At 45.1% G+C, this 11,990-nt stretch carries 15 protein-coding genes; 9 read left to right on the forward strand and 6 right to left on the reverse strand.

Annotated features, from left to right (window positions below):
- Together WFK85_RS15770 and WFK85_RS15775 are read left to right on the forward strand one after the other, a co-directional pair.
- The coding region (locus tag WFK85_RS15770; RefSeq protein WP_336710374.1) for a host specificity factor TipJ family phage tail protein at positions 1-827 on the forward strand (827 nt) is incomplete at its 5' end.
- 58 nt (positions 828-885) lie between these two features.
- On the forward strand, positions 886-2,709 hold the full coding sequence (locus WFK85_RS15775; RefSeq protein WP_336708883.1) for a phage tail protein: 1,824 nt from the start codon (positions 886-888) through the stop codon (positions 2,707-2,709).
- 26 nt (positions 2,710-2,735) lie between these two features.
- Here the strand turns inward: WFK85_RS15775 and WFK85_RS15780 are convergent, their stop codons facing one another.
- Genes WFK85_RS15780 through WFK85_RS15790 form a run of 3 tightly spaced genes read right to left on the reverse strand, consistent with a single transcriptional unit; the run spans position 2,736 to position 5,483 of the window.
- Entirely contained in the window at positions 2,736-4,208 is a 1,473-nt protein-coding gene (locus WFK85_RS15780) for a glucosyltransferase domain-containing protein (RefSeq protein WP_336708885.1), read from the reverse strand.
- Positions 4,198-5,124 (reverse strand): glycosyltransferase family 2 protein, encoded by a 927-nt coding sequence (locus WFK85_RS15785; RefSeq protein ID WP_336708887.1) that lies wholly within the window; start codon positions 5,122-5,124, stop codon positions 4,198-4,200. The genes WFK85_RS15780 and WFK85_RS15785 overlap by 11 nt, the downstream gene beginning before the upstream one ends.
- Positions 5,121-5,483 carry a GtrA family protein gene (locus tag WFK85_RS15790; protein WP_336708889.1) on the reverse strand — a complete coding sequence of 121 codons (363 nt, stop codon included), beginning with the start codon at positions 5,481-5,483 and terminating at the stop codon, positions 5,121-5,123. The genes WFK85_RS15785 and WFK85_RS15790 overlap by 4 nt, the downstream gene beginning before the upstream one ends.
- A 235-nt stretch (positions 5,484-5,718) precedes the next feature.
- Here WFK85_RS15790 and WFK85_RS15795 point away from each other — a divergent pair, with 235 nt between their 5' ends.
- Both WFK85_RS15795 and WFK85_RS15800 read left to right on the forward strand, forming a co-directional pair.
- Positions 5,719-5,913 (forward strand): hypothetical protein, encoded by a 195-nt coding sequence (locus tag WFK85_RS15795; protein ID WP_336708891.1) that lies wholly within the window; start codon positions 5,719-5,721, stop codon positions 5,911-5,913.
- Complete coding sequence (locus WFK85_RS15800; protein ID WP_336708893.1) at positions 5,885-6,355, forward strand: DUF2335 domain-containing protein; 471 nt, start codon at positions 5,885-5,887, stop codon at positions 6,353-6,355. Before WFK85_RS15795 ends, WFK85_RS15800 begins: the two co-directional genes overlap by 29 nt.
- A 35-nt stretch (positions 6,356-6,390) precedes the next feature.
- Here the strand turns inward: WFK85_RS15800 and WFK85_RS15805 are convergent, their stop codons facing one another.
- On the reverse strand, positions 6,391-6,765 hold the full coding sequence (locus tag WFK85_RS15805) for an Arc family DNA-binding protein (protein ID WP_336708894.1): 375 nt from the start codon (positions 6,763-6,765) through the stop codon (positions 6,391-6,393).
- A gap of 116 nt (positions 6,766-6,881) precedes the next feature.
- Here WFK85_RS15805 and WFK85_RS15810 point away from each other — a divergent pair, with 116 nt between their 5' ends.
- Both WFK85_RS15810 and WFK85_RS15815 read left to right on the forward strand, forming a co-directional pair.
- Positions 6,882-7,055 (forward strand): Arc family DNA-binding protein, encoded by a 174-nt coding sequence (locus tag WFK85_RS15810; RefSeq protein WP_336708895.1) that lies wholly within the window; start codon positions 6,882-6,884, stop codon positions 7,053-7,055.
- Positions 7,045-8,010 (forward strand): phage antirepressor N-terminal domain-containing protein, encoded by a 966-nt coding sequence (locus WFK85_RS15815; protein WP_336708896.1) that lies wholly within the window; start codon positions 7,045-7,047, stop codon positions 8,008-8,010. Before WFK85_RS15810 ends, WFK85_RS15815 begins: the two co-directional genes overlap by 11 nt.
- A gap of 2 nt (positions 8,011-8,012) precedes the next feature.
- Here the strand turns inward: WFK85_RS15815 and WFK85_RS15820 are convergent, their stop codons facing one another.
- Both WFK85_RS15820 and WFK85_RS15825 read right to left on the reverse strand, forming a co-directional pair.
- Positions 8,013-8,192 carry a hypothetical protein gene (locus WFK85_RS15820; protein ID WP_336708897.1) on the reverse strand — a complete coding sequence of 60 codons (180 nt, stop codon included), beginning with the start codon at positions 8,190-8,192 and terminating at the stop codon, positions 8,013-8,015.
- A gap of 524 nt (positions 8,193-8,716) precedes the next feature.
- The gene (locus WFK85_RS15825) at positions 8,717-9,064 is read right to left on the reverse strand and encodes a winged helix-turn-helix transcriptional regulator (RefSeq protein WP_336708898.1); all 348 of its coding nucleotides are present in this window, start codon (positions 9,062-9,064) and stop codon (positions 8,717-8,719) included.
- 115 nt (positions 9,065-9,179) lie between these two features.
- Here WFK85_RS15825 and WFK85_RS15830 point away from each other — a divergent pair, with 115 nt between their 5' ends.
- The 3 genes from WFK85_RS15830 to WFK85_RS15840 all read left to right on the forward strand — a co-directional run bounded on the left by WFK85_RS15830 (position 9,180) and on the right by WFK85_RS15840 (position 11,966).
- Positions 9,180-10,127: an NADP-dependent oxidoreductase gene (locus WFK85_RS15830; protein ID WP_336708899.1), complete on the forward strand. Its 948-nt coding sequence runs from the start codon at positions 9,180-9,182 to the stop codon at positions 10,125-10,127.
- A 335-nt stretch (positions 10,128-10,462) separates the two neighbouring features.
- Positions 10,463-10,939, forward strand: a complete 477-nt coding sequence (locus WFK85_RS15835) for a WbuC family cupin fold metalloprotein (RefSeq protein ID WP_008454311.1) — start codon at positions 10,463-10,465, stop codon at positions 10,937-10,939.
- A 265-nt stretch (positions 10,940-11,204) separates the two neighbouring features.
- On the forward strand, positions 11,205-11,966 hold the full coding sequence (locus WFK85_RS15840; RefSeq protein ID WP_336708900.1) for an AraC family transcriptional regulator: 762 nt from the start codon (positions 11,205-11,207) through the stop codon (positions 11,964-11,966).
- Positions 11,967-11,990: the final 24 nt, after the last annotated feature.

The following is an 11,990-nucleotide window of genomic DNA, read 5'->3' on the forward strand; positions in this document are numbered from 1 at the left end:
CCTTTGACGATGAAAACGACTCGCTCGGTGATAGGGTACAGGCAATCTGCAATGCGGCATCTGTCATAGCGTATTGGGATGATGGTGTACTGACGTTTACCCGTGATCAAAAAGTTGTTCACCCGGCAGCCGTTTTCAACCGCGCAAATATGAAGACGGACGAGTACAAAATGACGTACGAGGCCACTATGCCGGGCGGTTACGACGGAGTGCAGGTGTCATATGTCCATCCGGCAACCAATAACAAGACGTACATCAACTACCGTGTGCTGAATGGCGTTATCGTCGAGCAGGAGTCGGAGAACCCGAACAAACTGGAGATAGTCGGGTTCCGTAATGAGTACCAGGCTAGGGAGCGCGCGCTACGCGAAACAAAGCGTCTGATCTACTCACGGGTGAAGATGAACGCCAAAGTGTTTGAAGACGGAATTATGCAAGTCGGTAGCGTCGTTCAGATTGCTGATATCTATGACAGTAACCAGCAGCAGGGTTACATCACGGGCCGTACTGGGAATAACTTTGATACAAGCGAGCCGATCACATTTACCAGCTCGATGTATGTCCTGGTGACAGACAATCTTGGCAATCCCACACTTCGATATCCGGCGACACCCCGCAATGACACTAAATACGGCTTCACTGCGGCAATCCCCAGCATACAGCTAAATATCTGGAACGGAGAAACTGTTCAGCTCCCGTCGCGCTATCTGATTGCTACCGTGGAAGAGCTGGACAGTCAGCTATGGACTGTCAACAGCATCAAACCAAACACTGATAACACCGTCTCTCTGAGCGTCGCAGAATATAGCGATTTGATTTACCCATAACTCTCGATTTGTTAACAACACAACCCGGCCATGTGCCGGGTTTTTTATTGGAAAAATTATGGCTACCCAACCAACTAATAACGCAGTGCCAAGTGAATCACCTCGTGACCTGAAGTTTAATGCCGGGAAAATCGATGAGTTTGTTACTTCTCAGGGGTGGACTTATTCCGACCGCTTCGGGGTCAAGCATTACACTATTGAAGGTATCAACCATCTTGCACAACAAGTAATGAGCGCTTTTGGTTACGTGGCATTAAATGGTGTGACCTTCACTACCGGTGCTACTGTATCAAATCCAAACGAAGTGTTATTTAACACCGCGGATAATTCCTACTACAAATGGACAGGATCGTTTGCATCTGGAGCTAAAGTAGTCCCGCCAAACTCAACCCCTGAGTCATCAGGTGGAGTTGGTCCTGGAAAATGGATTAATGTTGGTGACAGCGCATTAAGAAGCGATCTGGCTAACGGCGGCGGGGCATCTCTCGTTAAATATAAAGACTCTACTGTTGAAGAGGCTCTTGACGCACTGGAAGATAAAGCAGGCTTCAACGCTGTGGGCCGCTTCCTTAACCTGTCTGAGCTGCGATCTGCTGCTCCAGCTAGCGCGGGGATTATTGTCTACGTTTCTTCTGCGGCCAGCACAACGCACGCAGAATCGCATGTAGGCGGTGGATATTTCGAGTCCGTAGATAATACCCAGGCATGGCCGGATGACGGCGGGGTAGTCATCAAGCCAGCAACGGGAACAATTGTCTGGAAGCGAATTAACTTCACGCAGTACGACATGCAGTTTTGGGGAGTTAAGGCTGACGGTGTAACCGATAATGCTGCTGCCATTACAAAAGCAACGAACTACGCCCGTGATAATCGAATTATCCTCATGGCACCAGAAGGCTCAATAAACACCAGCGAAATGGTTCCTATCTACGACTATATGGGTATTTGTGGTCGTGGAAAGTCGGAAGCTACAGTCTTTTACAAGACAACTAACAACGCCTTTGAATTTAAAAAAGGTGGGGTTACAGTTTATACACTGGATGCTCTAGTGGGTTTTGTTGCCCCTGAATTTGACCGGGCATCCTTCAACATGACCTCGTTTGTTCAGCATGGGCGCTTAGAGAATTGCATGTTCCGTCGGCAGGACCTTAACGTGAACAACGTAGGTAAAATCCGCCCGGAGGTTGGCCTTTTCCTAAACAAGGCAGGGGCATGCGTGTTGAGGGGTCTGACTGTCGAGGGTGGTTACATCGGCATGAAGTGGTTCAACGCCTTCTCGACTATTATGGAGGCAGTGTACACAAAAACAATAGCAGGGTATGGCTATGCAGGCATTCAGGCGCAAGACTATCGCAACGGCATCTACTACATGTCAGGTACATCCAATGACATGAGGTTAGTGCAGACTAGCGGTTATCAATACGGCTTCGATATTGCCCGCCTTCAGTACACTACCATGACCAACTGCACCTGTGAGGTGATGAAGGCTTTACCAGGTGAAGGGACTTGCTACGCTTTCAACTTTATAGACCCGTACAGCATCGTGATGAACACTTGCGCTACAGAAGAAGTGGAGGGCGGACAGATTAGTGTAAGGAGTTCCCTGGACCCTAGCTTTGCACGTAGCCTGGTTATTAGCGGGTATCTCCCTATCGGTCAGCAGAGTGGTCCTACACCTACGCCTATGTTTTATGTGGATGGTGGGGGGCTTCCAGGCTCACTAGGTGTCACCTTTATTGGTGGCGACCTCTCAAGGGATACGCGCGCAATTAACAATGGCAGACCTGTTGTATCCGGAGCCAATACAAAGGTTGTGATTATCAACTCGACTGGGGAGGATTGGCAGCAACTTTCAGGCGGAACTTTCACCAGATTAGCATAAAAGTAAGGCCCCGAAAGGGGCCATCTTTATTTACAATTATTTGATGAAAATGATAGTACGAAATCACCTTCTTTGTAATATGTTTTGTATATTCCAGAATCAGTTATCAATCTCATTCTACATATATTTGATGTTATTTCAGATATACGGCCTGGCGTTGCTCTCTCTTTATCTACATGCAGATCAATCATTTTTACAACACCCCAAGCAAGAGAGCCGTCAAAGTATGATGGAACAATGCTTTTAAGCAGCGGTAGTTTATTTGTTGCTTTGTAAGCTGCAGGTGAATACGGTAACTTTCCATCAATTGTTATTGTTTTAACATCTTCATATCCAATTTTTTCAATATCCATTATCACTCCATTTATAACCCTTTCCGTTAACCTGTCCTGAGATTTTAACGCATTTGAATATGTCGCCATGTATGAAAATGATATGGCAATTATGATGCATGGAATAATGTTTAATTTTGATTGGTGCTTCTCTGAAATAAATGACGCGAGCGAAAGGATTAGTGAGACTGAGAATCCAAAACCGACAAAGACGCGTGGCCCGATAGGCATCTGTTTAAGGGCTAGACCAGGACCAGGAATACATAAAAAAATTAACATTAATATGGATGATATTATTAATATTCTCAATGATATATCTATTACGGCTTTACCGTTTAGGAATGTTTTTTTTATTACATTGGCAAGACCTAAAAGAGAAAAGGCTGAAACGACTAAAGATATGTATGCTACGTATCCAGAAAAAAAAGAACCAAGAATATCTAGCGTCAATGAAATGTTTCTGTTGAATTCGTCCGCACTACTAATCATCTGATTGTATGTGGCGGCATAATCACTTACTACAAATATTGGCACTATTACTTTTGAATAAACTGCGTAGCCTATGAGCATGCCTAAAAATGCCATGATGGATGTTTTTATCATATCGCATGAATTGCAACCATCCTTTATTGAGAAAATAACATATAAACAAACTGTTGAAGCAAAAACACTGAGCGATGCCTGATAAAGGCACAGTGATGCAAGTACCGATATACCTGAAGCGAAGAGAAGGTGTGTTTTTTTTGCTCTCATGAAAAATAGTGGAATTGCTGCTGAAACCACCGACAGAGACATTGTCACTGAGTCGAATCTGAATGACAGGTTTTGTATGAAGAAAGGGTTAATAAATATTGGAGTAAAAATCAGCCATCCAAATTTATGGCTTGGGTTAAGGTAAAGATGGATAAAATAGCATAGGGTGGAAAGTAGAAGTACCGAGATTATCTGTGGAAAAGGAGCGATGTCGGTTGCGGGATAGCCGAGATCTAATGCGCTGAAAACTTCGTCAGATAGAGGCCTTCCATCTATACCCCATGAGAAATAACCGTAAATAGATCGCCCAATATCATCGTAGTATGAACTATTAGTAATCAATAGCGGCAAGATGTAGAGAAAACTAATCGCCCACAGCATGTATATATGGGTTTTGTTAATTTTATTTAGCATTGTTTTTTCCCTTGACTATGTACTTCGGTCTTTGCTTGGTTTCTATGTATATTCTCCCTATATACTCACCAAGCACGCCTATTCCTATTAATTGAACGCCGCCAAGGAATAGGATAGAAACAAATAGAGAGGGATATCCTTTCACTGGATTTCCAAATACGATCGTATCAAATATCATCCAGGCACCGTAAATGAATGACAGAAGCGCTACAAATGAACCAATGTAAGTCCATACGCGTAAAGGGAAAGTAGAAAAACTTGTGATTCCCTCTAGGGCAAGGTTCCATAATTTCCAACCATTAAACTTAGAGTCTCCGGCAACTCTTTCAGCCCTGGCATACTCAACTACATCGATGCGCCCACCAACCCAGCTAAGCACTCCTTTCATAAATAGATTTCTCTCAGGAAGAAGTTTTATGCTCTCAACGACATCCCTTGACATCAATCTAAAGTCCCCTACGTTTTCCTCAATCTTAGGGTTACTTATTTTATTGTGAAGCTTGTAAAACCACTCAGCGGTTTTACGCTTTAGTCTTCCATCAGTAGAGCGATCGGCTCGCTTTGCCAAAACAACATCTGCCCCTGCTTGCCATTTCTCAATTAGAGCAGGTATGACTTCAATAGGGTCTTGTAGGTCGACATCGATTGGAATTATCGCTTCACCTGTAGCATTATCAAGGCCAGCAAATAGCGCAGGCTCCTTACCAAAGTTACGAGTAAACGAAATAGACTTTACCATGTCATCGGATAAAGCCAATGAGTTTATAATTTCCTCAGTGGAATCCTTGCTGCCATCATTTATAAAAACAATCTCAACGCCATAGCCATGTAGCCCAGAGGAGCCTCTAACTTTTTTATAAAAAATAGGTATCGCGTCTTCTTCGTTGAAGACCGGAACGACAAGAGAAATCTTCATTTCGCATTCCTAAAAACAATGAATTTAGAATAGGTGAAACCGCACACTAGGCTTATAGCAGAGAACAAAATCATGGTGATTACCGGGGGCGTGCCTGCCTTATCTGCCAACCAACCCACTACAGCGCTAAGAAAGCCCATAAAGCCAACATAAAGCATGTATCGCATGGATGTGGCAGAAGACTTAAACGTGAAACGAGCATTAGCAAAAAAGCTGAATGATACTGCCACGACAAATCCGGCAAGGTTACCCATAGCCTGTCCTGTGTGGAATCCATAAATAAAAGCGGAAAACACGATCCAGTGAATGGCAGTGTTAATGACCCCGATAGATGTGTACTTAGCGAATAGCTTTAACATTATACAAATCAGTCAATTCTGAAAGTAAAAGAGTTTAGCATTTGTCGACGAGAGGATCGACCTACCGTTTATAGTCAGGATTCCTACCTCCCGACAGCAGAGCAAGCCCACTCAGGTGGGCTTTTTGTTGTCTCATGTCGTTTCATGCGGTTTCATGTGATGTCAGCATGATGTTGACCTGATATCACCATTGGTATTAGACTCACTCCATATAACCACAGTTATCGGAGGAAGCATGAAAGCCACAGTACGCCGCTACTTACGCGCAGCCGGAAGCGTTTTTGATATTGCTCCGTCAACCGACTACACCAAGATTACCCGGTATCAACGCGAAACTCAGCCAATGAGTGGTGACTTTCGCCGTATTGCCAGTGATTTTGGTCGTGCCATCGCAGTAGCTAATGCAACAAAAGCACAAGCCGCAGAATAATCAGACAGTTGTCGCCAAAGCCGACAGAATCGAAAAAGAACTGGCTGCCAATCCAGAGCTTGTGAGTGCTCTTCTTGGGAGCGGAAAGTTCCAGGCAATGGTAAGCCATGAAACTTCCTTTTCTGGACCATTACCCCCACCGGACATTATTAGCGGCTATGACAAGGTTGTACCTGGTGGGGCTGAGCGTATCTTTGCAATGGCAGAGAAAGAGCAGTCTCATCGGCACACAATGGATTCAACCGCCGTTAATGGCGCAATAAATAAAGATAAGCGCGGCCAGTGTATGGGATTCTCTATAGCAATAATCATTCTGGCCATTGCTTCTGTGTTTGCATGGAGAGGCAGCACAACTTTTGCCGGAACTCTTATCGCAATCGATCTTATTGGCTTGGTTTCTGTATTTGTGCTGGGAAGACGATTGCCTAAATCAGAAGACTAAACCCACCACCCGGTGGGTTTTTGCTTTCTGGGCCACTAGGTGGGCTTTTTGTTGGCTTTTATATCCTTTAGAGCATTGTCATGTAGGGATTTAAGCGCCTGATACATCTGGGTATGCGAGTGCATTTTCTCCATTAGGAAGAATGTCACTTGTGTCATCTCTTTTTCCCATTGCTCAAACTCATCCATGTTTTTCGGTCGCCTTTCCGCCAGGTCTCGGTAGGTCTTCATTATCCTGGAGTTGTCTACTTCCGCAGGTATCGGGCTTTTTAATGCCTCATCAATGATGAATATTAGCTCCGTGTTCATTGACCTACCGTTCTCCTTAGCCCTTTCAGCTATGGCTTCTCGCATACCTGCTGGCAGTCTAATGTTAAACCTGTCCATCTCTTGGCTGGGGAATTTACTCATGGTGATAAGCCCATTGATACAAATTTAAATCATGATAGCACCTACTTGACATCATCTTAAATGGTGCTAAATTGGTTGTAGCACCAAGTTGGTGTCATAATGAGTGGGGGTGTTTTATGAAAGATATGATTTATACCGGCAGGAAGAGTTACAGCTTTCAATTGCGTTTGCCAGAACGAATGAATGAGGAAATTCGTCGCATGGCTGAGATGGATGGCATCTCGATTAACTCTGCGATTGTGCAGCGCTTAGCCAAGAGCTTGCGTGAGGATCGTGTTGATGGGCAGTAAAAACGACGAAACCCCGAAGGCGGCAACCTTCGAGGTCTCTAATTTACCAGTTAACTTCGAGAAAACTGACATGACAAGTTTAGCAATTGCAGATCGTTCAATCAATGTTCCTTTTCATGGCGCTGATTTATATGTTGTCAGTGTGGGCGGAGAAGTTTTTACTCCGATGCGCCCCATTATTGATGGTATGGGGATGACTTATCAGGGTCAGGTGGAAAAGCTGAAATCGCGCTTTTCAAAAGGGGTAAGGGAAATCATGATCCCTACAAAAGGTGGCGAGCAAACAATGCTTTGCCTTGCCCTGCGTAAGCTTAATGGATGGCTCCAAACCATCAGCCCTAACAAGGTTAAACCTGAAATCCGTGAGCGTGTGATTCAGTACCAGAACGAGTGTGATGATGTTCTTTATGAATATTGGACAACTGGACAGGTTACCCCTAGGGCTGAAAAGAAAGCTTCTAAATCTAAACTGAGCACGGCAACGCAGCTAACGCCATTGCGCCAGACTGCTGAACGCCTGATCACAACCGGGATTGGCAAAATTTACCCGGACATTTGGAAGCTCGTGCATCAGAAATTTGAAATTGAGCACATTCACCAGCTTCGCCCGGAGCAGATTTTTGAAGCGGTGGAATACCTGAATGCTATCGAAGGCGAGTATCTTGGCAACGCTAACAAACAGATGGGCCTGCCGATCTCATACTCAATGTCTTATTTCGACCGCTATCGTTGGATGGATGGCATTGACGATCACTCTCTTAGCGCACCATGGCGCTACCCGGCTAAAATGCTGACGCCAAATGGTGACAACCCTAATCCACTTGGCCGAATGCTGGGCGAGATGAGGCAGATGGGTTATGAAGTTGATGCGGCACTCTTTCAGCTTCAGGCGCTTCAACACAACCTTGAGATGATTCGCCACAAGATTGACCGGGTACAAAGCTGCCTGCGATAAAATCACCACACCAAACCCGCTTCTGCGGGTTTTTTATCATCTTTACCAATGGGGCATGCATGGGGCAAAAAATTAGCGCAAAACAACTCAAAACCGGTAATGGTGTCGATTCGTCTTGCGCTAATGCTCTGTGCCATTTTTGTGTCACGCACAGTTTTGCTACTTAGGTCATCTTCAATCATGTGCCATCAACTTCATTAGTGTGAATGCGGCTATGGCTTTTAAAAACAGTTAGTTATGCGTGGTTCTACTAATTCGTAATGCGAAGGTCGTAGGTTCGACTCCTATTATCGGCACCATTTCAAATTCTTCTCAAGCCTATATGTAAGTACTCCCCCTTTTTGCACCACACATTTTTGAAACTTTCGGGTTTTGAGCCGGTACTCTTCCTGTGTAAGGGGCAGCAAACCATTTTCACTGACCGCTATACAAGCTTTTAAATATCATTGATGAAATAAAAACGATAATCTGAGCGTATTACGATTTATCATGTAAAAATGATGCAGCTCAGCTATTTTTCGAAAAGTCATTGCATTGATATAATAAGTGGAAATAGTTCAGGACTAAATATAATTTCTGGGGCTGTAAGATAGATATTCTGCTGCGATGTAAATTTAAATGGCCAGACAGTAATTTTTATAATATCAAAACTCACTGCGAAGATTGATGCTGTAATTAAACACATTCTTATGAATGTGTTTTCATTTTAAAGACCAGATGAATGATTATTATTAATTATTTCAGCATGTTGCGCACCCCAGTCACGCATTTCTTTTAAAATATTCTCCAAAGTACTGCCATATTTTGTTAATGAATACTCAACGTGAGGTGGTGAACTTTCTATAACAACTCTGATAATAATTCCATCTTCGACAAGTTCCTTCAACTGTGAGGTTAACATTCTCTGTGTGATACCATCAATCATTCTTCTCAGTTCATTAAAACGACATACCCCGTTTTCCATTAAATGGAACAGGATCACGGGCTTCCAACGGCCGCCGATAACTTTCAAAGTCGTTGTCACTGAACATCCATACGGTGCATTGTAGTCCACTATTTATTCCTCAAGGTATACTTTATAATACTTGGTATCATAAAACTGCGTTCTTACAAACTTAAAATCTGTTATGTATGATGCACCTTTTCGCGTTAATAAAAAAGGGGAAAAGATGCAAGCAATTATCATTAGAGAATTTGGCCCGGCAAAAAATATGGAGTATGTAACACTACCGACACCAGAAGTTAGTGCTGACGAACTTCTGATAAAAGTAGTCGCTACGTCCGTTAATCCTGTAGATATTCAAACAAGGCGCGGTGATTATTCTGCTGATATTAACCTTCCAGCTTGTTTAGGTGTGGATATATCTGGTGTCGTAGAGAAGGTCGGTTCAGATGTGACCAATTTTAAAATTGGTGATGAAGTTTATTATGTACCAAGGCTTCTTGCCAACGAGGGAAGCTACGCTACACACCATGTTGAAAAATCATCTATTGTTGCACTTAAACCTAAAAACTTATCTCACCAGGATGCCGCTGCACTGCCGTTAGCCGCAGGAACTGCCTGGGAATGTTTGGTGGAACGAGGACGATTAGTAAAAGGAAATAAGGTGTTGATTCATGGAGGTTCTGGAGGTGTTGGCGTCTATGCCCTTCAAATCGCGAAACTTTTTGGAGCTCATGTTGTGACAACTTGTTCTCCTGGTAATTTCGAGTTTGTCCGTTCCCTGGGAGCACAGAGTTGCTACAATTACAAAGATTGTGACTTGTATTGTAAAATAGCTGAAGATCATCTTGATGGATTCGATATTATACTCGACACGGTAGGCGGGAATACAATTCAAAATAGCTTAGGGTTGCTTTCGAATAAAGGAAGAGTCGTCTCTATTGTTGATCAATCTATTCCTCAGAATTTATTAGGAGGTTGGGCTGTAAATGGAGAGGTTCACTTTGTCTTCAATACTCAGTCGGCAGAAAGATTAAAAGAAATTGCAAGTGCAGTTGAAAAAAAATTAATTATTCCTGTTGTTGAGAAAGTCATGCATATTGATGAAATTATTAAGGCCCATACTATTATGGAGTCCGGTGGTAGAAAAGGGAAAATCGTAATATTAACCTGATTTATTGGGTGGCAATAATTAACAATTTAATAATTAAATGGTTTCGTTGATAAAAGGTATAAGGCAGGAAGTGTTAAGGTCCTGCCTCATTATCATGGCCCATGAAAAGCGTTTTACTGACAGCCAGCGCCATGCGGAAGCAAACTTCGGCCGGAACGCCGGCGGCATTGTAAATAGACCCGTTCCGGGGCTATGGGACTTTAGCCCCAGCGTCTATAATCCGGGCAGAGATTTGTGCCGCGAATGCCGTGGCTAATCGTCCGTTGAGATAGCATACAACCTTGCGGCATCCGGGCTCCCGGTGCCGCGAGCGACCTACATTCACAAAGGTTAATATGAAACAAATTACGTTCAGCGATCTACAAAAACAAAGCGAGCAGGCTGCAAACTCCCCTCGCTTACGTGCCAATCGTAATCTCCATCCTGAATTGAGCGATCCTGTTCAGCGCCTGGCTATTGCTATGGAGCCGGGGACCTATGTTCGCCCTCACCGCCATCCGCACACGTTTGAGCTGCTGACACCCCTTAGCGGGCGCTTTTTGGTATTGCATTTTGATGAGAATGGCAACGTGACCCAGCGCGCTGTGTTAGGTGAAGACTGCAAGGTGCTGGAGACGGATGCCGGGACCTGGCATGCGGTGTTATCGCTGGATAAAGGTGGGGTTATTTTTGAGGTAAAACAGGGGGCGTACCAGCCCGTAGCTGAACAAGATATGGCCCCATGGGCACCCGCCGAAAATGAGCCGGGAGCGGCTGAGCTGATGAAATGGTATGCCGTAGCGCAAGTGGGTGACGGCGGTTTTTCCCTGTAATATTCCCGCACTCTCTCGACCTCTTTCCTGACCTCACGAAATAAACGTAAAGCCGTCTACAACGGCTTTAGCCCGTTACTTTGGTGTTTGCGGTGTGTGTGGCCCTGTTGCTCAAGGTGGGGACAGGGCACGTCATCGAGTTTATTGATAAAAAAATTGATAACCAGAGTACCAGGTGGGCCGGTAACAACGGGTAAAATCTCTGCGAACCGGAAGGGCAATATTTTCTTTTCTGCAGTTAATGGGCGCCTGAAATATGAATGATATGGATTATTTTGACCCTGACTCGTCCGGGGCGCCGATCGATGTCCTGTTTCTCACCGCACCAGATTTAGCATTCGACGTGCCGCTGCACTCTCATCGGCGCGGCCAGCTGGTTATGCCGGTGACCGGGTCAATGACCTGTGAAGTCGAGGATGAAATATGGATGGTGCCCAGCGAGTCAGCCATGTGGATCCCCGCCGGTCTGCCGCACAGGAATACCCCGGCTGCTTCAGCCACGTTCTGCTTTGTGTTTATTGAAACGTCGCGGGCCGCCATGCCGGAAAAAAGCTGCACGCTCGCGGTCAGTCCCCTGATACGGGAAATGATCCTTCATTTAGCCAGGATATCACCGGCAGAGGCGGGGCAGGAGCAGACGCTTCAGCTGATTAATCTGCTGTTTTCCATGATGGCGCAAATGCCAGCCGAGCGGCTGAACTTTCCGCTGTCCAAAGACGCCAGACTCAGGCAAGTGGCGAGCATGCTGCTGGCCGACCCCGCGGACAGAAGAACCGCCAGGGAATGGGCCGCTTTTCTTGCCCTGAGTGAAAGAACGTTCACCCGGCTGGTGGTGAAAGAAACCGGGCTGACATTTGGCCTGTGGCGGCGGCAGCTGCATATCGTTGTGTCGCTTCAGCGTTTGCTGGCGGGGGGCAGCGTGCAGTCCGTCTCAGAGCAGCTGGGCTATGAATCCGTGAGCGCGTTTATCACCATGTTCAAAAAGGCGCTGGGAAAGTCTCCGAAGCGCTATATCGGCCAGGCTTGACGACCGCCCTCTGATTTCATTTGA

The sequence above is a fragment of the Cedecea sp. VD22 genome (genome assembly GCF_037150195.1).
Classification (GTDB): Bacteria; Pseudomonadota; Gammaproteobacteria; order Enterobacterales; family Enterobacteriaceae; genus Cedecea.